Below are 18,926 nucleotides of genomic sequence, written 5' to 3'. Positions count from 1 at the left end.
AGTTTTGATGTGCTAATGTTCCAGCAGAAGGTGGTCTGACTAGTCTTTAGAAAAGGAAAACCATGCGCCTGAACCCTTTCCCTGGCCGTCCGGCCGCCGTCCTGTGCGCGCTGGCGCTGCTGTCGTCCGGCGCAGGCGCCGCCAGTCCCCTCGATGCCCTCAGCAACCAGGATGCCAGCAATGGTTTGAAAGCGGCGCTGCAAGCCGGTTCCGCTGCCGCCGTATCGAAACTGGGCGTCGAGAATGGTTTCCTGAACAACGACAAGGTCAAAATCAAGCTGCCAGGCATCCTGGAGCAAGCCCAGCCTTTGCTGAAAATGACGGGCCGCGGCCAGCAACTGGACGATCTGGTGGTGGCGATGAACCGTGCCGCCGAATCTGCCGTGCCCATGGCCAAGCCTTTGCTGCTCGATGCGGTCAAGTCGATGAGCGTGACCGATGCGAAAAATATCTTGTCCGGTGGCGATACCTCCGTGACGGATTTCTTCCGCCAGAAGACCTCGGCGCCGCTGGCCGTCAAATTCCTGCCCCTCGTGAAATCCGTGACCGACCGTTCCGGCCTGGCCGGAAAATACAACAGCACCATGAGCCAGATCGGCAAGACGGGACTGGTGCCGCAGCAACAATCGACGGTGGAAGGCTATGTCACGGACCGGGCGCTTGACGGCCTGTATCTGATGATAGGCGAGGAAGAGAAAGCCATCCGCAGTAATCCGCTCGCGTATGGCAGCAAGATTATCGGCAAAGTATTTGGCAGTTTGAAGTGAGTATAGAGGCGTGCTGCGAAGCCGCAGGCGGCGTTTGCGCCGCACTGACAGGTGTCGCGCAAGGGAAACAAGTTAAGCATTTGCTACAAGAAAATAATGTTAAAATTCCGCGACATACATTCCAGGGGCATGCTTAAGCAACGCTCAACTGCCCGGAAGTGCCGAATTTAGTGGCGAACTGATGCGTGGTATTGCGAGATGCCCGTCGGTTGGCCTTTTTTCGTTTTATTCACGTCCCCCAAGCTCATTGATTTTCTGAAGACATCGTCAGGAATTCCAGGTGCAGGATATTTTAGGTAGCCGGATTTGTTAAGCGTACTCAGAAAATCAATTAAATATACCTGGTGTGGCTGCCTGGTGCTTGGCGCGCCTTCGGCGATGGCCGCGACGCCGAATCACGGTGGTCAATCCGGGTATATCAATATGCCCAGCGCCGTGGTGGAAACGGACGGTACCTTCAGCGTCGGCTATAGCTACGACAGCCCGTACGGTCAGTTGTGGGTCACGTCGGATATCCTGCCTTTCCTGCAAATGACGGGACGTTATGTGTCGATCACGGGCATTGCTGGTTTTACCAATGTGCCCGGTGAGTATGGCAGTGGCTATGGCCGCTACAAGGATAAAGTCGTCGACGGAAAATTGCGCCTGTGGACGGAAACAGAGTGGATGCCATCGGTCGCCGTCGGCATGACGGACCTGTTCGGTACCGAGCTGTTCAAGGGGCAATATGTGGTTGCCACTAAGACTTTTGGCGCCCGCAAGAATATCGAAGCGAGCCTGGGCTATGCGCATAAACGCCCAGACGGCGTGTTTGCCGGCGCGCGCTGGACCCCGGCCTCGCTGCCGCGCTGGTCGGTGGTGGCCGAGTACGATGCAACGAATTACGTGCGCGACTTCCGCGCCAGCGAAACGACTGCCGGCAAGCGCCGCAAGGGCGCCTCCGTGGGCCTTGAGTACCGCTGGGGCTGGCTTGCCCTGCAAGCGGCACGCAGCCGCGACCAGTTCAGCCTGAACGCCTATGTCAGCATTCCGTTTGGCGAGCGCGAGTTCGTCCCCAAGGTGTATGAGCCAGCGTATTTCGTCGACGACAAGAATCCACCGCCACTGCCGAGCAAGGAAGAATGGCACCGCGACGCCGTGTACGGCGCCGATCTGGTAAAGGCGCTGGTAAAGCAGGACTACAAGAATATCCGTGTCGAGCAGGAAGGCAATACCCTCAGCCTGAGCCTGACCAACAGCCGTATTTCGACCATGGGCCGCGCCGTTGGCCGTGCCGCGCGCACTGCCGTCGCCTTCACGCCGAAGGGCGTGACGACCCTGCGCATCACGTACACCAAGCTGGACCAGCCGATCGCCACCTACGAATTCTTTGATTTGCCAAAACTGAACGACTATTTGGCAGGCAAGATCGACCGCAAGGCTTTCCTCGACGTCGTGCTGCTGCGCTATCCGGAGAAAAGCGATGTCATCCGGGATGATCAGCAAAGCTGGCTGAAAGAATTCCTCGACACGCCGGCGCCCGTCGTGGCCGCTGCACCGGTACCGGCTGCGGTACCTGCCGCCGCATCGGCTCTGGCCATTGCGCCCACTGCGCCTGTCGTTGCGCCGGCAGCGCCCGCGCCCGCAGCCGTCAAGCCAGCCGATGTCCTCAAGGATGATGGCAAGCTGGCCGTCGGTGTCGGCGTCGATGGCGACGTGGTGCAAATCAAATCGCTGGACCGGGAAGCGAACCGTTTCAAAATCGCTCCCAAGGTGGGCTTCTTCTTCAATGATCCGAGCGGCGCTTTCCGCTATTCGATTTCGGCCGTGGCCAACTATGATCGCCGCCTGGGCGATGGCCTGTACCTGAATAGCGCGGCCAGCCTGCAGTTGCTGGAAACGGTATCGGGCGTCAAGCAGCCATCGAACAGCAACTTGCCTCATGTGCGCACGGATGTGGCGGAATATTTGCGCGGCGGACGTTTCTCGTTGAGCCGCGTCTTGCTGAACAAATATGACAATCCCGCCGAGCGCGTGTATACCCGCCTGTCGGCCGGCTTGTATGAAGACATGTTCCGCGGTGTGGGCGGCCAGGTGCTGTACCTGCCGAAGGACAGCCGCTGGGCGGCCGACGTGGCCGTCGATGCCTTGCAGCAGCGTGGCTACAAAGGCTTGCTCGACTCGCTCGACTACAAGACGGTGACGGCAATCGGCTCCCTGCACTACCGCTTGCCGCACGACATTACCGTCACGGCGCGTGCCGGCCGCTTCCTGGCGAAAGACACGGGCGTGCGCGTGGAATTCAAGCGCCGCTTCCAGTCCGGCATCGAAGTGGGCGCCTGGTACACGCATACGAACGGCAACGATATCACCAGTCCTGGCACGCCATCGAAGCCCTATCAGGACCGTGGCATCTTCCTGTCCGTGCCCTTGAACAGTATGTTGCCGATGGATACGCAGTCGACGGCCGGCTTCTCTATTTCCCCGTGGACACGCGACGTGGGGCAGATGGTAGCCTCGCCGGGTGACCTGTACGATATGCTGGAGCGCCCGCGCGCCGATATGCACAGTTACGATGGCCTCGGTAATTTTGCCGAGCGTCCCGACGAGCAGAACCTGCCTGCGGTGAATCCACCAGACCGGCCATTTGTCAGCCCGTGGCCCGCCATGCGCGCGCGCCTGCAGCAATCCGCATCTGCTACGCCGAGCGCCCCTGAATGGCTTAAGGCGACGGCGGTGGTCGGCGGCGTGGTACTGGCATCAGCCCTCAGCGACAAGCCCGTCGACCGTTTCGTCAAGAAACATGAAGATTCCAGGGTGTACCGCAACTGGGACAAGCTGGGCAAGGCCATGCCATACGCGGTAGTGGGAGCGGCGGCGGCCGCCTTCGCCCTGGGCGATGAGCGCATGCAAAATACGGGACTCATTTCCCTGCAATCGGTTGCTGCGGCCACGGGCGTGGCGGTGGCCGGCAAATATGCGTTTGGCCGTGCCCGTCCGGAGGAAGACCTCGGAGCGTGGAGCCGTGTCGGCAGCGGCAGTTCCCGTTCGAACTCATCCTTCCCTTCAGCGCATGCCGCCATCGGCTTTGCCGCCGTGACGCCGTTTGCCAAGGAATACGATGCGCCATGGCTGTACAGCGTGGCTGCCGTGGGTTCAGCCGGCCGCGTCTTTGGCCGCAAGCACTGGGTGTCCGACACGGTCGCCGGCGGCATCGTCGGCTACGCCATGGGCAGCTGGCTGTGGCACGCGCAGCGCGACCAGAGCAAATCGGGTTTGTCGATCAACCCTGGCCCGAAAGAAATCAGCGTGACCTGGCGGAGTAAATACTAAGTCCTGTGGTATTGGGGAATCCCTCCGTCCGGCTTAAGCCGGACATAGGTCTACCGGCTCGACATTCATCAACGTTACGCCACCCGGGCAGACGCGAAAGCCGCAATACAGGAATACATCGAAAGCTTTTACAGCCGCCAGCGGCGCCACTCGCGCCTCGGCAATGTTCCGCCCGCGTTGTTCGCTGAAAAATTCAGCAAACAGCCACGGGCGGCTTGAAACAAGAGTGTCCGCTATTGACAGTACACCTCAGACCGCTGGCATCGTGTTCGATGTGGCTATCGACTTGCGCAAGAGTTCGCCAACGTTTGGCTGCTGGGTAGGTGTCGAGTTATCGGCGTCCAACAAACGCCAGTTGTGGATGGTGGAAGGTTTTGCCCGCGGTTTCGTGATGACCAGCAACAGTGCCGAGTTCCTGCACAAGACCACGGACTAATGGGTGCGGGAACTCGAGCGCAGCATCCTGCGGGATGATCCGGCGATCAGGATCGACTGGTCGCTCGAAGCAGAGCCATTGTTATCCTGCAAGGACAAAGCGGGCACCTTACCGGACGCCGCCGACGTCTTTGCCGGACCGCGGACGCCAGCATGGCGTGACGTGTTCAGTACGCCAATGTTTCAACTAAGAAAGCGACAAAGACGCCCACGGCGCTCAGGCTGAGGACGAGGACCGCTCCTGCGGCGCAATCCTTGGCAATTTTGATACTGGGATGCAAGGCCGGGTGCAAATGGTCGCTCAGCTGCTCAAGTGCCGTATTGAAGAGTTCCGCCGCGAGGACCATGCCGCAGTTGAGCAGCAGCAGCGCCCACCAGATCATGGCTGGTTTGCTCCAGGCAAGCACCAGCACTACCAGGAAGGTGGCAAGGCATTGCAGCCGAAAGCTCGATTCCAGGTGGATGGCGGTAGCTATGCCTTCCAGCGCGTATTTCATGCGCTTGAAAAAAGGCTGGTTCTTCATGGACATGGCAGTAGGGTCTTGATGTGGGAAGATTCGGTTATCGCGGGCATATGGCAAGACTCATGCTTTTGCAACCGAGCAGGCCAGCTGATAGCAATTATTCTTGAGGAAGCAAAAATAAAAGCCCATTTTCAAATGACATGAAAAAGGGCTTTTATTGTGACGCTGGACATATCGCTAGGACATGTCAGCTATCTGTGCTGCAGGTCCACCACCCTTTGGCTCGACATCAAGCCGAGGGGTCGATCTTGGCTGCCTGGGCAGCCAGGTATTAATGGTGGCTTGGGGTGGTGTGCGTGGTGGTCGAATCCGAGCTTGCTGCACCGGCCACAACGGCAACTGCTGCGCCGATGGCGATCAGGGCGCTCGTGCTCAGGCCGGCAGCAGCGCCAATACCGGCAGCAGCGCCAGCGCCAGCGCCAGCGCCAGCGCCAGCAGCACCAGCAGCGGGTGCTGGAACAGGTGCGCCACCAACTGGTGCCGTCGTTTGAGCCATGGCTTGTGCGGAAGCGAAGCACAGGATTGCCGAAGCGATCAGAATTTTCTTCATGGGATATCCTTTTAGGTTGAACAGCGGGAATGCTAAACTGTCACGCGATTGTAGCAACATTTCTCCCGCTAGTCTGCGCCACACCGTTCAAGGCAACAACATTTTATTGTATTCTCGGCATATTCCAGGCTATTCACCGTATCTCGCTGCCCGAAATGTTGCTCTGAATCAACAAAAACGGTGCCATGCAGATACGGTAGTCGATGTTTTTTGTCAAATATCGCGAGAATTCCTGATGAATTCGAAAGCGATCCACAAGTTTGCCAAGTCCTTGCCATCCCGCGTAAAATGCAGGCTTCGCGGGTGTAGCTCAATGGTAGAGCAGAAGCTTCCCAAGCCCCTCCACCTCGTCAAGAGCGACTGTTCATGCGGCTCTGAAGCGCATGAGTCTGCGATCACACCAAAACTCCACCTTAATCAACAAGTTACGTGCCATCACATTTTCGACCCCGCAACTTGTCGAAAAAGCTGCTGATGTGTACTTCTTGCAACTAAACCAAGAATTCGCCTGCTTGTGCCCAGTATCAGACATTGCATTGTTCGTCTTCGACGAAACTGAGGTCGCGAAGGCAGAGCGCTCCGCACAATTCTAAAGGTAGTACCCTCGTACAACTTGCCCGCCCTCCAGTTCCAGAAGCACACGTGGGTTTTGAGCGTGCACCAATCGTTGCTGCAGTTCGTGGACCTGCGCGGAATCTTGTGTGATTAGTTGTTGAACTTTAGCTACCTTGGCTTCAACCATATGTGCATTGGCCTGAGTGCTCTTGCTCAACTCGAAGACCGGCTTCATCTTGCTCAAGTGCAAATCCACGCACCGCTTGGTAACGTTCCACTGATTCAGCAGACCTTGCTCACTGTTCAATTCCTCCAAATAATCATTGCCAGCAAGCACAAATTCCTTGTTCCCTCCGTGTTTGACAAACAGGATCAAGTTCGCCGCCAACAAGCATTGCATACCCAGCAGGTACTCACGCTGCAGATGACTGACCCGGTCTATTTTATTTTGCAATGCGCTTCGCAAATCATTAGAGCCGAACCAACTGGTGCAATCAAAATTCTGGACTTCTGCGTTTGCGTCCTCTAAGTCGCGACGAATGTGCATCACCTGGGCACGTACTTCTTGCGTCTTCTGGGCTAACAAGTGCAAAGTATCAGTGTGCACGCACTCGCCCTCCCCAAGGAGCATGCCAACGCGCTGCAAATGCTCCTGAAACGCTTCGATTTTTACAAGCCTTGATTGCTCCAGGAACTTGTGGATACCCTTGACTTGCTGCTCAATAGCTTTTAGGCGCTCATTGATATCAGCAAGATGCTTCTGAGCAAGCACCTGCGAAGCGACATTTAGTATCAATCCGGTTGTTATCGAAGATTTCAAATGCTTGGCTTCGTGAAAACGCGCCTGTGCTCCAAATTTATTCGAGCCTTCTTTGTAAACAGCGCCAATCGCACCGCTGCCATCTTTGGCCTGGACCAGTTTGCTGTATTCGAAGGTACAGGTCATCAGTTGCTTGGAGTTGCCAGCCACTGCCACAGCGGAGGATGGTACCAATCCCAGCAAATTGTTGAATCGAGATACGCTGTTTGAATCAAGTGCCGAAGTCTGAGATACAAGACCTGCATGCGTTTCGTCAGCTTGGCGAAACTTTACCAATGAGTGATTATGTTCATCCAGCAAATCCATCTCTGGCACGACTGGCAGGCGTCCCTCGTTCATATTCTTTCTCGCTTCTTCAGTGTCAATCGGTTTATTGGCTTGACTAAAACTACGCCTTGGCAGTCAACATCTTGATTCTTGCAATTTGTACTATGAATGGAATCGTGATGCGATACGCTTCGCTTACCGACTGCACCGCAAACCAAGATGCAGTCGCGATAGCAGCAGGTGGAAGCATCCTCAGAGCCACAAAAACTGCTGCACTAGCCGTTGCAGACAGCCCAAAAGCAATGCCTTCAGTATTAAAGCTTAAATTTTTATCTATCTCGAAGAATCCGCTCACCACTTGAATCCCTGTACAGCGGTCCCACCGCTCACGAGCGTCCATCGTTTTCCAGTTCTCGCCAAACAAGCTGAGAACAATCTCCCGCTCTTTTTGTAACGAAGATTTGGTTTTACTGTCCTTTCCATTGAGCTTCTTGTGTGCGTCGGTGAGTAATTCAACGTAAGGAACTGGCTCATCACGAAGAAGGTTCATTATGGAGTGGCCGCCATACTCTTGCAATTCATGCAGTAAATTCCGCAGTCCATCCTCGGTGTAAGTTTTTTCTGCCTTCTGATGTAGCAAAAAATCCCTTATAGATGACGACAAGGCTAGACGCCCCGCGCCGTTGTCGGTCAACACACTCACAAGAAAATCTATCTCTTCTCTATTGCTGTGCTGCAGCAGCTTTAACAAGGCTGTATCGCATTTGACGATCTTTTGCATAGGTGTATATCCATTTTTCAAGCTGAACTGTTTATGATTTTCCGCCGCTGGACCACTCATGTTTTCCATCTTGGGCGCGATGGAGGACGTGATGATCTTTGCCTATGTTCTCAGGCCGGAAATTAAGGTGTCAGCCGCACGCCATTGCTTTAAGCGCAAGTTTTTGGCTGCAAAAGAAAAAATCGCCTCCGGCCGATGCGATTATATGGCTTGCGAAATACTGAAGGGAAGAAGGTATGCTTATTTTTATTATTGCATGCTGCCAGGTCCACAGAGCATATCGGGAGCCGGATCTTCACTATGATGAGAGATGGATCGTTGGTGATTCGATAACGCGTGGTGTCGTCAGTGATCGATATCAGTTAGAAGCGATGCCCTATCCGCGATGTGTAGGCTGTACAGCTGTTCGCGCGACTCGAATACATGTAGACGGTGGTAGTTAAGGTAATATATTTGGTCGTCTTCGAAAGGTGGGGTATTGATCTCAGGATCGATGTGCCATGCGTGGAGTAAGGCAATGTCGAGGTTCTTAGCGCATAAAAGGCTACCTTCGTCGGTAAAGCTGATCCAACCACCATCAAATAAATGGTCGATATGGGGCGCGAGCATTAAGCCATTAGCGCCATCATGATGCTCCCCATCGGCGCAGACGCGCCACGGCTTTATATGACTGGCGACCAAGTGCCGGGAGTCATTAATACCTGTGAGCCGGCAGGCATGGCCGCGAGCAAGAACAGCCTCTCGGAAGCTGCCTTGGCCGATGCGTGCCAATGCGATCTGCTGACGCATTACAGCGCTATAGGCAGGGTTTGCCTCTATGCGTTCAACAACAGTTGACTCATCGATGTCTTGCGCACTGCGTACACGCTCGTCAAGCATGCTTTCAAGAATGTGAAAGAGTTGTTTTCTAGGATTAACACGTCTTAACGCTGGGCCACTAACAGGCGCAACGGCACTAACTTCTCTCTTCGTACGTGTGACCGCCGTATCCCAGTCAACCGCCAGCGAGCGTACGATTTGATCGGGATTAGGATAAAGCTTGCCAGCACCATCACTCTTTTGCAAATTTTTCGGATAGGCAACGGTGCCGATGGCTACAAATCCCGCTTCCTTTTCATAGGCAAACACTAGTTCGCCTGGCGCCATTTCTTCTAGATTGTTAGCGTACTGCTCTGGGGACTCGGCTGGGGTTACAAACAGGCATTTGGCGTCTAGCCAGTGCTTGAACGCAGAGGTATCCCCACCCGCACGTAAATATGGGGTGGTTTCATCAAATTTGTAAAAGCTAGCCATGTCGGTATCTACAAACCACATTGTAGGACGTGCCACTGTTTTCAAAAGCTTACTCCTCGCCACTCTGCGTTGTCTGCGTGCTGTGTTTCATGGATGGTTCCCGTATTGAAAAAACGTGGAAACAGAATGGAACTCTACCATCAAAACTATATTGAGCTGCTGCAACTTCTCCCAGGCCTGCCTGATATGAACAGGCCAACTACGTTGTTCGAAAAAATATCAAAGAATGGTTAATATGTAACTTTTTTTGTATCGTTGTGAGTTGGGTGTCACGGCTGCTTGCCAGTACACGGCGAAAGAGGATGATCAAGACGTGATAGGTTGAATTGTTAAAATCGATCTCCTACTTTTTGATCCGCGTTAGCCATCACACCTCGCTGAAATCGGCCATCGCATTTTCGATCGCAGCAACCATGCGGCAACGTTGCCAACAGTGGTGAAAGCCGCGTAAAATGCAGGCTTCGCGGGTGTAGCTCAATGGTAGAGCAGAAGCTTCCCAAGCTTACGACGAGGGTTCGATTCCCTTCACCCGCTCCATTTTTCGCTGGCGCCTGGTTTTATGCGGCGCGGCCACTTATTTCTTCATTCCCATGTCTTCTGATACCCCAGCAAACGGCCCGGCGCGGCCGATGATGTACGATCCGACCGAACACCGCATCCGCAGCTTCGTGACCCGCGCGGGACGGCTGTCTGTCGCGCAGGCGCGCGCGCTTGAGACCCTGGGGCCGCGGTTCCTGGTGCCTTTCGCCAAGGAACCGCTGGACTTCGAACAGGTGTTCGGCCGCAAGGCACCGGTCATCCTGGAAATCGGTTTTGGCATGGGGGCGACGACGGCGCATATCGCCAAGGCCATGCCGGAGAAGGATTTTATCGGCGTCGAAGTGCATACGCCCGGTGTCGGCAGTCTGTTGAAACTGATCGGTGAAGAGTCGCTGACGAATCTGCGCCTGTTGCAGCACGATGCCGTGGAAGTGCTGACGCACATGATTCCTGCCAATTCGCTGGCCGGCATCCACGTGTTTTTCCCCGATCCATGGCACAAGGCACGCCACAACAAGCGCCGCCTGATCCAGTCGCCATTCGTCAAGCAGCTGACCGATCGCCTGGCGCCGGGCGGCTATCTGCATTGCGCCACCGATTGGGAAGATTACGCGGTGCAAATGCTCGATGTGCTGGGCGCGGAGCCGCAGTTGCGCAATAGCGCCGATGCTTATGCGCCGCAGCCGGCGTATCGCCCGCTGACCAAGTTTGAAAACCGTGGCTTGAAGCTGGGCCATGGCGTGTGGGATCTGGTGTTCATCAAGAAATAAATTCTCTTTGGCGGCTTGCCCACCGGTGCTGTTTGCACGAGAACCAGCCTGCCGCAGCGACGCCGCAGGCTTTTTCATGCGCGTGAGGAGATCCTGGCCGATGTCGTGCATGCCGACGCCCAGTGGCAAGTCGGTGTGCTGCGCTATTTCAACCCTGTGGGCGCGCATGCCAGCGGCTTGATCGGTGAAAATCCGGCTGGTATTCCGAACAACCTGATACAAAAAATCCCGCTCACACGCAAGTGTAGCGGGTTTTTTTTGGAGCGCCATTAAACCAATAGCGTCAAAGGTAGCAATGGCGCCTGAAAAATGTCGGGGGCTAGGCACGGCAACAACGCCCCAGGCATTTTCTCAGGCAGCCATTACGGGTAGAGGCCGCGCACTTCGCGCGCTTGCAGGACGCGCGTGCATGCCAGGATGAAGGTGGCGGTACGCATCGACACTTTCTTCTCTTGCGACACTTGCCATACCGCGTCGAACGCTTCGCGCATGATGCGGGTCAGGCGGCTGTTGATTTCCTCTTCGGTCCAGAAGAAGCTCGAGAAGTTCTGTGCCCACTCGAAGTAGCTGACGGTCACGCCGCCGGCGTTGGCCAGCACGTCCGGCACGATCAATACGCCACGGTCGGTCAGGATGTCGTCCGCTGCCGGCAGGGTCGGGCCATTGGCGCCTTCCAGGATGATCTTGGCGCGGATGACTTGTGCGCGTTCAGCCGTGATCTGCTGTTCCAGCGCGGCCGGGATCAGGATGTCGCAATCGATGCCCCAGAAATCTTCGCGCGGCACGAATGCCTCGGCGCCCGGGAAACCTTCGACGCTGCCCACTTCGGCCACGTGTGCCAGCAATTGCGGGATGTTCAAGCCGCCGGCATGCACCACGGTGGTCTTGTGGTCTTGTACCGCGACGATTTTCGAACCGGCTTCCGCGAACATGCGTGCAGCGACGCCGCCCACGTTGCCGAAACCTTGCACGATGACTTTCGCGCCTTCGAGCGACATGCCGACCTTCGCGGCCGCATCGCAACCGACGACGAACACGCCGCGGCCCGTCGCATCGCGGCGACCCAGGCTGCCGCCCAGCGAGATTGGTTTGCCCGTTACCACGCCGGTCGACATGTTGCCGCCGATCATGGCGTAGCTGTCCATCATCCACGCCATGACTTGTTCATTCGTGTTGACGTCCGGCGCCGGGATATCCTTGTTCGGTCCGATGATCATGCTGATCTCGCTCGTGTAGCGGCGCGTCAGGCGTTGCAGTTCATTGCGCGACAGGGTCTTCGGATCGACACGGATACCGCCCTTGGCGCCGCCGTATGGCACGTTGACCGCTGCATTCTTGACCGTCATCCAGGCCGACAGCGCCATCACTTCCGACAGGGTCACGTCCTGGTGGAAGCGCACGCCGCCCTTGCCGGGGCCGCGCGACAGATTGTGCTGCACGCGGTAGCCTTCGTAGTGGGCAATGCTGCCGTCATCGCGCTCGATAGGCACGTCGACCGTCAGGATGCGCTTGGGACGCTTCAGCGTTTCCACCCAGCGCGACAGGTTGCCCAGGTACGGCGTAACGCGGTCGATCTGCTCGAGGTAGACGCCCCATGGGCCGAGGTCTTCAGGATTGAGGTAGGAAGGAAGTGCGTGCTTGCTGGTCATGCTTGATAAGCTCCTGGACAAAACGGTGGTGTAATGCCGAAAAATCTACTGCGCGTCGTGCTTTGCGGCCGGCGATGCTCGCTGTACCTTCGTACAGCTGCGCTTCTCGGCCACAAATCACTGCCGCTCGCTACGATTTTTCCTGGCATTCAAAAATGCTGTGGTAGGCGCAATCAATTGAGTTGCGCGCAGCGGAACCGCATCGTAGGCGATAGCCTCATGCCCCGGCCAATGCTTTGTGCGCATCCGGTTATGCATTTATTGCATAGTTAGGAGATCAGGATGGAATTGCGGTGACGGCTGCGCGCCGGCGTTTTTTTCCGCCGCGCGCGGCGCTTTCCTGCGCCTGCACCAGGTACTGCCACAGGCTTTCGACGATCTGCTTGCCGGGGCGCAGGCTTGACGGGCGTTCGCGGTACAAACGGATTTCCAGTTCGATTTCCCAGCCCGGCGCACCGCCGTCGGCGCGCGCCAGGTGCTTGTATTTGACGTCGCGCATGACGGCCGATTCGGGCAGGAAGGCGATGCCGCGCCCTTCCAGCGCCATCATTTTGAGGCCTTCTGCCATATCCGTTTCGTAGCAGGTTTCCAGGAACAGGGGCGCCTTGGCGTCGGCCACCAGCAGTTCCACCATGCGTCCCAGGTAGGCATTGCTGGTGTAGGAGAGGAAGGGCAGCGGCTCCTTGGCGCTGCCGGGCAGGACGAAGTCGGGTACCTTGTCCTGGCCGCAGCGCGCATACGCGCGCACGGTTTCGCGGCCCATCACCAGCATGTCGTAGCGGCCAGGGTCGAGCTGCACCGGCTGGCGCGGATGGTGGTAGCACAGCAGCAGGTCGCAGCCGCCATCGACCAGCTGCAGCACGGCGTCGTGCACGTTGAGGGCCATCAAACGGCTGTTGATCGGTGCAAAACCGTCTTCCAGCGCCGTCAGCCACTTCGGCATGAAGGTTAGCGACAGGGTATGCGGCACGGCGAAGTCGACGCTCGTTTGCGTGGCCGCCCGCTTGCCGCGCAACAGGGCGCGCACGCCGTTGATCTGCCCAAGCATTTCCAGCGCCTGCTCGTAAAACACGGCGCCGGCCGGCGTCAGGCGCGTGGGGTAGGAGGTGCGGTCGACCAGGTCGATGCCGAGCCAGTTTTCCAGCGACTGGATGCGCCGCGAGAAGGCTGGCTGGGTGACGTGGCGCAGGGCCGCGGAACGGCTGAAATTATGCGTTTCAGCGAGCGAGATGAAGTCTTCCAGCCATTTGGTTTCCATCGCGGCAGCGTTCCGTTATCAAGGGCAGGGGCAAAGTAAAGTGGTCAGGGCGTATCGGGCGATACCGGCGCCTGGTACAACGCAGCGGGCAGGCCGAAGAAGGACGGCGGGCCAAGCGTCGTGCCATCGAGCGAGCCGCCCGCGTTCAGTCCCTTGTTGATGGCCGACAGCAAAGAGCTGCGGTCGGCCAGGTTCTGCATCAGCGCGCGCGGGCCGTTGTGAAAGGTGTGCTGGGCGATGTCCAGGGCGACGACAAAGATCGGTTCGCGGCGCAGGGGGAATTCCACCCACTCGCCATCCTCGTCCTGGGCGCAGAAAGTGTCGGGCAAGGTCATGTTTTCGGCGCCGGTAAGGTGCGACGCCAGTACCAGGCCGAAGGCTTCCGGCACCACGTCGGCCAGGCGGCGCACGGTAAGGTCGTCGCCGACCAGGATACGGACTTGCGCTTCCACCGCGTCGTCGGCATCGGGCTGGGCGCCAAGGATTTTCACGGCCTGATAGATCAGGTCGGACGAGAGTGCTTTCATCACATCATCTCCAGGATCATGGCGACGATTTCGTCGCCGTACGAGGCCAGTTTTTTCTCGCCCACGCCGCTCACGCCGCGCATCTGCTCGAGCGAGGTAGGCTTGGCCTTGGCGATTTCGCGCAGGGTGGCGTCGACGAAGATGACGTAGGCCGGCACGTTGTGCGTGCGCGCCGTCTCCACGCGCCACCAGCGCAGCTTGTCGAAAATCGCCTGTTCGCTGGTCGACAGGTCCGTCTCGACATAGCCTTTCGCCACGCTGGTGCTGCGCTTGCTGGTTTTGACCGGTTTCTGGTACTGGCGCAGCTGCACCTTCTGGCCGCCCTTGAGCACGGGGCGCGAAGCGTCCGTCAGTTTCAGCGAGCTGTATTGTTCATGGTCGACCGAGACGAGGCCCAGCGCGATGGCCTGGCGCAGGATGGCTTTCCATTCCGCTTCGCCCAGGTCCGAGCCGATGCCGAAGACGGACAGCGAATCGTGGTGCCAGGTCTTGATGCGTTCCGATTCCACGCCGCGCAGCACGTCGATCACGTGGCCGCCGGCGAAGCGCTGGTCGACGCGGTAGATGGCCGACAGCAGTTTTTGCACGGGCACGGTGCCGTCGAAGGACACGGGCGGCACTAAACACGTGTCGCAATTGCCGCACGGCGAAGCCGGTTCGCCAAAGTATTCGAGCAATCGCATGCGGCGGCAGCTGAGCGTTTCGCACAGGCCCAGCATGGCGTCGAGTTTGACGCCCAGCACGCGCTTGAAGGTGTCGTCCGCTTCCGATTCGTCGATCATGCGCCGCTGCAGCACCACGTCCTGCAAGCCGTACGCCATCCAGGCGTTGGCGGCCATGCCGTCGCGGCCAGCGCGGCCCGTTTCCTGGTAATAGCCCTCGATGCTTTTCGGCAGATCCAGATGCGCCACGAAGCGCACGTCGGGCTTGTCGATGCCCATGCCGAAGGCGATGGTGGCGACCATGACGATGTTTTCTTCGCGCAGGAAGCGCGCCTGGTTGGCGCTGCGCTTGGCGTACTCCATGCCGGCGTGATACGGCAGGGCGCGGATGCCGCTCTGGTTCAAAAATTCCGCCGTCTCTTCCACCTTCTTGCGCGACAGGCAGTAGACGATGCCGCAGTCGCCCGTGTGTTCCGTGTTGATGAAGTCGAGCAGCTGCTTGCGGCCATTCGCCTTTTCCACGATCTGGTAGCGGATGTTCGGACGGTCGAAGGACGAGACGAACTGGCGCGCATCTTCCAGTTGCAGGCGCATGGCGATTTCGGCGCGCGTCTGCGGGTCGGCCGTGGCGGTCAGCGCGATGCGCGGCACGTCCGGGAACTGCTCGTGCAGCACCGACAGCTTGATGTATTCGGGACGGAAGTCATGGCCCCACTGGGCCACGCAATGCGCCTCGTCGATGGCGAACAGGGAGATTTTCGACGCCTGGAACAGGTCCAGGCAACGCTGCGTCATCAGGCGCTCGGGCGCCACGTAGACGACGTCGATGCCGCCCGTGCGCACCAGGCGCTCGATGCGGCTCGCCTCTTCGTAGGTTTGCGTGGAATTGAGGAAGGCGGCGCGCACGCCGACTTCGGCCAAAGCGTCCACCTGGTCCTGCATCAGCGCGATCAGCGGCGAGACGACGACGCCCACGCCATCGCGCAGCAGCGCGGGAATCTGGTAGCACAGCGACTTGCCGCCGCCCGTGGGCATCAGCACCAGCGCGTCGCCGCCATGGCTGACGTGATCGACGATGTCGGCTTGCTGGCCACGGAAGGCCGGATAGCCGAAAACGGTTTGCAGCAGGTGCAGCGCGCGCTGCTCAAGATCTTGATTCATAGTGCCTTATTCTGCCCAAACAACCCAGCCGTAGTGGGCGCTGGCCAGGACCAGCAAGCCAAACACAATGCGGTACCAGGCAAAAAACGTGAAGTCGTGCGAGCTGATGTAACGCAGCAGCCAGCGCACGCACAGGAAGGCGGAGATGAAGGCGGCCACGGTGCCCAGGCCGAACAGGGGCACGTCGGTGGCCGACAGGATGTCGCGCGCTTTGTACAGAGAATAGGCGGTGGCGGCCAGCAGCGTGGGGATGGCCAGGAAGAACGAGAATTCGGTAGCCGTCTTGCGCGACAGGCCCAGCAGCATGCCGCCGATGATGGTCGAGCCGGAACGGCTGGTGCCGGGAATCAGTGCAAACGCCTGCGCGCAGCCCACTTTCAAGGCGTCGAGCGCGGTCATTTCATCGACCGAGTTGACGCGCACGGTGACGGGATTGATGCGCGCGCGGCGCTCCACCAGCAGGATGATGATGCCGCCGATGATGAAGGCCATGGCGACGGGCACGGGCTTGAACAGCGCATGCTTGATCATCTTGCCAATCGCCAGTCCGATGACGGCCAGCGGGAGGAAGGCGATGGCCACGTTCAGCACGAACTTGCGCGATTTGACCTCGGTGCTGAAGGTGGACAGCACACTGCCGATGCGCTGGCGGTATTCCCAGCACACGGCCAGGATGGCGCCGGCCTGGATGGCGATTTCGAAGACATCCATGACTTCTTTCGATACATCCTTGGTAAAGTCGAGCAGGCTGCCGGCCAGGATCAGATGTCCGGTGGACGAAATCGGCAAGAATTCGGTAAAACCTTCGACCAGCCCCATGATGATGGCTTTTAACGCAAGAATGAGATCCATAGATGTATAAAAGAGTATAAGTACGGGTATAAGTGGCAGGATGGGGTGAGCGCGTGGCGCCAGCAATGCGCGCGGGGTCGAAGCTTACCACGACAGAGGCTTGCTGACCTTATTTGGGCGCTGACGGACGGTGCTTTTTAGTGCCGTCCGCCAGGCAAGAGGGAGGATCAGGATACCTGTTTTGCCGGCGCCACCAGGCGCGCGCTGGCCGCCACCAGCAGCAGGGCGGCGCCCAGCATGGCGAAGGCGATATTCAGGCTGGTGGCGTGCGCCACGAAACCGATGACGGCCGGACCGGCCAGGATGCCGGCATAGCCGATGGTGGTGATGGCCGCCACCGCCAGGCTGGCCGGCATGGCGCGCTGGTTGCCGGCGGCCGTGAACAGGATGGGCACGATGTTCGCCGCGCCCAGGCCGATCAGCACGAAGCCAAGCATGGCCAGGCTGGCGTGCGGCGCCAGCACGGCCAGGAAGAAGCCGGCCGCCGCGCACAAGCCGCCAAAAGTAAGCACCCGCTTGCCGCCAAAGCGGCTGACTACCTTGTCGCCCGTAAAGCGGCCCACCGTCATGGCGATGGCGAAGGCGGCATAGCCGAGGCCACCCTTGGCTTCCTCCACGCCGCGCGTGGTGGTGAGGAACAGGGCGCTCCAGTCGAGAATCGCGCCTTCGGCCAGGAAGACGATAAAACACAGCAGGCCGATGAAAATGACGGCGCCATGCGGCATGACGAACAGCGGCGTCTTTTCGCCCGAGGCCGACGCCGTCGGCAGCAGATGGCCTTGCGCCGCGCCCAGCACGCCGCACAGCAGCAGCATCACCACCACGCAGGACCAGGCCGGTGTCAGGCCCAGCCACAGCAGCAGGGCCATGCAAGCGGCACCGGCGAAGCCGCCCACGCTGAACAGCGCATGAAAGCCCGACATCATGGCGCCGCCGTTGGCCTTTTCGATGATCACGGCCTGGATGTTGATGGCCACGTCGAACGTGCCCATGGCCGCGCCGAACACCAGCAGCACCAGACCCAGTTGCAGCGGCGTGGCGGCCAGCGCCAGGCCGGGCAGGATGGCAGTCAAGAGCAGGCCGGCGCCGACGATGACCTTGCGGCAGCCGAAGCGGGCCGTGAGCATGCCCGTAAACGGCATGGCGCACAGCGAGCCGGCGCCTAGGCACAGCAGCAAGATGCCGAGCGTGGCTTCATCGAGGCCCAGGCGCGACTTGGCGTAGGGAACCAGCGGTGCCCAGGCGGCCATGCCGAGGCCGGCGGCGAAGAAAACCAGGCGCGTGGCGCGTTGTTGCAGGGTACCGGTGAGATGCATGGGAGAGCTTTTCCAGAGTCGGGGTGGATAACATCAGGCGCGGGTGCGCAGCACTTGCACGCCCAGCCGTTGAAAGGCGGCCACATGGGCCGCGTCGGCATCGGCTTCGAGCACCAGGTACTGCAGCAAGCCCGTGGCCAGCACGCCGAAGGGGGCGGCCGTGCCCAGCTTGTCGCTGGTGACGGCGACCACGACGGCCTTGCTGGCGCCGGCGATGCTGCGCTTGAATTCGGCCTCGTCATAATTAAAGGCCGTTACGCCTGCGTCCGCATCGGCGCCGCAGGCACCGAGGAAGCACAGGTCGGGATGCATGCGCTCGACCGTGCGCAAGGCCTGCGGTCCGAGGCTGGCGCCCGCGCGGCGGTCGACCCTGCCACCCGCCATGATCAGCTCGATTTCCGGGCGTTCCATCAGCGCCATGGCAATCGAGGGCGCATTCGTGATGACAGTGAGCGCCAACTCCGGCAAGGCGCCGGCGATGGCCAGGTTGGTCGATCCCGCATCGAGGAACAGCACCTGGCCCGCGCGCACGAGGGACACGGCGGCCTGCGCTAGGCGCGCCTTGCGTTCCGGCGCTTCCTGCTTGCGCTGGGTCAGGGTGCCGCCATCGGGCGCCAGCGGCAGGGCGCCGCCATACACGCGCTGGCACAGGCCGGCCGCCGCCATCTCGCGCAGGTCGCGCCGTATCGTATCTTCGGACACGTCGAGCTGGCGCGCCAGGTCCAGCGCCAGCACGCGGCCGTCGGCGTGCAATTGTTGCTGGATCAGCGCATGGCGTTGTTTGAGGAGCAGGGTGGCGGACATGGGTCTATTTCTAAAACGTGCAGGAATGCGCATGAATATACGCAAACGTGCAAAACTCGTCAACGTTTACCTGATGTAGGTAT

Annotated in this window: 15 protein-coding genes, 1 tRNA gene and 3 pseudogenes; 8 read left to right on the top strand and 11 right to left on the bottom strand. The window is 59.0% G+C overall.

All coding sequences use genetic code 11. The annotated features are described in order from the left end of the window. Nucleotides 1-62 precede the first annotated feature (62 nt). The 4 genes and pseudogenes from C8C92_RS26435 to rfbC form a co-directional block, all read left to right on the top strand. Complete coding sequence (locus C8C92_RS26435) at nucleotides 63-767, top strand: DUF4197 domain-containing protein (protein ID WP_116745722.1); 705 nt, start codon at nucleotides 63-65, stop codon at nucleotides 765-767. A 378-nt stretch (nucleotides 768-1,145) separates the two neighbouring features. Next, a complete protein-coding gene (locus C8C92_RS26430; RefSeq protein WP_099761937.1) occupies nucleotides 1,146-4,079 on the top strand; it encodes a YjbH domain-containing protein in 2,934 nt (977 codons plus the stop codon). A gap of 66 nt (nucleotides 4,080-4,145) precedes the next feature. Then, nucleotides 4,146-4,298, top strand: a pseudogene (locus C8C92_RS27915) (IS3 family transposase); the annotation flags it as partial. 34 nt (nucleotides 4,299-4,332) lie between these two features. Beyond that, nucleotides 4,333-4,620: pseudogene (rfbC, locus tag C8C92_RS27910) on the top strand (dTDP-4-dehydrorhamnose 3,5-epimerase); the annotation flags it as partial. A gap of 61 nt (nucleotides 4,621-4,681) precedes the next feature. On the opposite strand, the gene C8C92_RS26420 reads toward rfbC, so the two are convergent. From C8C92_RS26420 to C8C92_RS26400, 3 genes are all read right to left on the bottom strand, one after another. Beyond that, complete coding sequence (locus C8C92_RS26420; protein WP_207781052.1) at nucleotides 4,682-5,095, bottom strand: diacylglycerol kinase; 414 nt, start codon at nucleotides 5,093-5,095, stop codon at nucleotides 4,682-4,684. 1,082 nt (nucleotides 5,096-6,177) lie between these two features. Then, nucleotides 6,178-7,302, bottom strand: coding sequence for a hypothetical protein (locus C8C92_RS26405; RefSeq protein WP_133250840.1), 1,125 nt, complete (start codon nucleotides 7,300-7,302; stop codon nucleotides 6,178-6,180). Between the two features lie 49 nt (nucleotides 7,303-7,351). Further along, nucleotides 7,352-8,080: a hypothetical protein gene (locus tag C8C92_RS26400; protein WP_165829553.1), complete on the bottom strand. Its 729-nt coding sequence runs from the start codon at nucleotides 8,078-8,080 to the stop codon at nucleotides 7,352-7,354. Between C8C92_RS26400 and C8C92_RS27355 the strand changes: the two genes are divergently transcribed. Continuing rightward, nucleotides 8,070-8,315, top strand: a complete 246-nt coding sequence (locus tag C8C92_RS27355) for a hypothetical protein (RefSeq protein ID WP_133250838.1) — start codon at nucleotides 8,070-8,072, stop codon at nucleotides 8,313-8,315. The two genes, C8C92_RS26400 and C8C92_RS27355, sit on opposite strands and share 11 nt — an antisense overlap. A 41-nt stretch (nucleotides 8,316-8,356) precedes the next feature. On the opposite strand, the gene C8C92_RS26395 is transcribed toward C8C92_RS27355, so the two are convergent. Then, the gene (locus C8C92_RS26395; RefSeq protein WP_243420445.1) at nucleotides 8,357-9,340 is read right to left on the bottom strand and encodes an HNH endonuclease; all 984 of its coding nucleotides are present in this window, start codon (nucleotides 9,338-9,340) and stop codon (nucleotides 8,357-8,359) included. 427 nt (nucleotides 9,341-9,767) lie between these two features. Between C8C92_RS26395 and C8C92_RS26390 the strand changes: the two genes are divergently transcribed. From C8C92_RS26390 to C8C92_RS26380, 3 genes and pseudogenes are all read left to right on the top strand, one after another. Further along, nucleotides 9,768-9,841 (top strand) — tRNA-Gly (locus tag C8C92_RS26390). Nucleotides 9,842-9,933: 92 nt separating this feature from the next. After that, nucleotides 9,934-10,614, top strand: a complete 681-nt coding sequence (gene trmB / locus C8C92_RS26385; RefSeq protein WP_116745717.1) for a tRNA (guanosine(46)-N7)-methyltransferase TrmB — start codon at nucleotides 9,934-9,936, stop codon at nucleotides 10,612-10,614. Nucleotides 10,615-10,698: 84 nt separating this feature from the next. After that, nucleotides 10,699-10,830: pseudogene (locus C8C92_RS26380) on the top strand (UDP-glucose 4-epimerase); the annotation flags it as partial. A gap of 146 nt (nucleotides 10,831-10,976) precedes the next feature. Here the strand turns inward: C8C92_RS26380 and C8C92_RS26375 are convergent. From C8C92_RS26375 to C8C92_RS26345, 7 genes are all read right to left on the bottom strand, one after another. Continuing rightward, complete coding sequence (locus C8C92_RS26375) at nucleotides 10,977-12,263, bottom strand: Glu/Leu/Phe/Val dehydrogenase (RefSeq protein ID WP_071075270.1); 1,287 nt, start codon at nucleotides 12,261-12,263, stop codon at nucleotides 10,977-10,979. Nucleotides 12,264-12,540: 277 nt separating this feature from the next. Continuing rightward, nucleotides 12,541-13,521, bottom strand: a complete 981-nt coding sequence (locus C8C92_RS26370; RefSeq protein WP_116745716.1) for a LysR family transcriptional regulator — start codon at nucleotides 13,519-13,521, stop codon at nucleotides 12,541-12,543. A gap of 44 nt (nucleotides 13,522-13,565) precedes the next feature. Then, nucleotides 13,566-14,051 carry a hypothetical protein gene (locus tag C8C92_RS26365; RefSeq protein WP_133250836.1) on the bottom strand — a complete coding sequence of 162 codons (486 nt, stop codon included), beginning with the start codon at nucleotides 14,049-14,051 and terminating at the stop codon, nucleotides 13,566-13,568. Then, nucleotides 14,048-15,871 carry a DNA helicase RecQ gene (gene recQ / locus C8C92_RS26360; RefSeq protein ID WP_099761942.1) on the bottom strand — a complete coding sequence of 608 codons (1,824 nt, stop codon included), beginning with the start codon at nucleotides 15,869-15,871 and terminating at the stop codon, nucleotides 14,048-14,050. Before recQ ends, C8C92_RS26365 begins: the two co-directional genes overlap by 4 nt. A gap of 6 nt (nucleotides 15,872-15,877) precedes the next feature. Next, nucleotides 15,878-16,723, bottom strand: coding sequence for an undecaprenyl-diphosphate phosphatase (locus C8C92_RS26355; protein ID WP_099761943.1), 846 nt, complete (start codon nucleotides 16,721-16,723; stop codon nucleotides 15,878-15,880). 167 nt (nucleotides 16,724-16,890) lie between these two features. Continuing rightward, the gene (locus C8C92_RS26350) at nucleotides 16,891-18,039 is read right to left on the bottom strand and encodes an MFS transporter (protein ID WP_116745714.1); all 1,149 of its coding nucleotides are present in this window, start codon (nucleotides 18,037-18,039) and stop codon (nucleotides 16,891-16,893) included. A gap of 33 nt (nucleotides 18,040-18,072) precedes the next feature. Then, nucleotides 18,073-18,843: a DeoR/GlpR family DNA-binding transcription regulator gene (locus tag C8C92_RS26345; protein WP_116745713.1), complete on the bottom strand. Its 771-nt coding sequence runs from the start codon at nucleotides 18,841-18,843 to the stop codon at nucleotides 18,073-18,075. Nucleotides 18,844-18,926 lie beyond the last annotated feature (83 nt).

It is taken from the genome of Janthinobacterium sp. 78, assembly GCF_003096775.1.
In the GTDB taxonomy this organism is placed as follows: Bacteria; Pseudomonadota; Gammaproteobacteria; order Burkholderiales; family Burkholderiaceae_D; genus Janthinobacterium; species Janthinobacterium tructae.
The sequence above is the reverse complement of the archived record's forward strand: the minus strand, read 5'-3'. Positions and strand labels throughout refer to the sequence as shown.

Bases quoted from the DNA above. Each gene is read 5' to 3' on its own strand.
- C8C92_RS26435 (WP_116745722.1), top strand. From the start codon at position 63: ATGCGCCTGAACCCTTTCCCTGGCCGTCCGGCCGCCGTCCTGTGCGCG.
- C8C92_RS26430 (WP_099761937.1), top strand. From the start codon at position 1,146: ATGGCCGCGACGCCGAATCACGGTGGTCAATCCGGGTATATCAATATG.
- C8C92_RS26405 (WP_133250840.1), bottom strand. From the start codon at position 7,302: ATGAACGAGGGACGCCTGCCAGTCGTGCCAGAGATGGATTTGCTGGAT.
- C8C92_RS27355 (WP_133250838.1), top strand. From the start codon at position 8,070: ATGTTTTCCATCTTGGGCGCGATGGAGGACGTGATGATCTTTGCCTAT.
- C8C92_RS26400 (WP_165829553.1), bottom strand. From the start codon at position 8,080: ATGGAAAACATGAGTGGTCCAGCGGCGGAAAATCATAAACAGTTCAGC.
- trmB (WP_116745717.1), top strand. From the start codon at position 9,934: ATGATGTACGATCCGACCGAACACCGCATCCGCAGCTTCGTGACCCGC.
- C8C92_RS26375 (WP_071075270.1), bottom strand. From the start codon at position 12,263: ATGACCAGCAAGCACGCACTTCCTTCCTACCTCAATCCTGAAGACCTC.
- C8C92_RS26370 (WP_116745716.1), bottom strand. From the start codon at position 13,521: ATGGAAACCAAATGGCTGGAAGACTTCATCTCGCTCGCTGAAACGCAT.
- recQ (WP_099761942.1), bottom strand. From the start codon at position 15,871: ATGAATCAAGATCTTGAGCAGCGCGCGCTGCACCTGCTGCAAACCGTT.
- C8C92_RS26355 (WP_099761943.1), bottom strand. From the start codon at position 16,723: ATGGATCTCATTCTTGCGTTAAAAGCCATCATCATGGGGCTGGTCGAA.
- C8C92_RS26350 (WP_116745714.1), bottom strand. From the start codon at position 18,039: ATGCATCTCACCGGTACCCTGCAACAACGCGCCACGCGCCTGGTTTTC.
- C8C92_RS26345 (WP_116745713.1), bottom strand. From the start codon at position 18,843: ATGTCCGCCACCCTGCTCCTCAAACAACGCCATGCGCTGATCCAGCAA.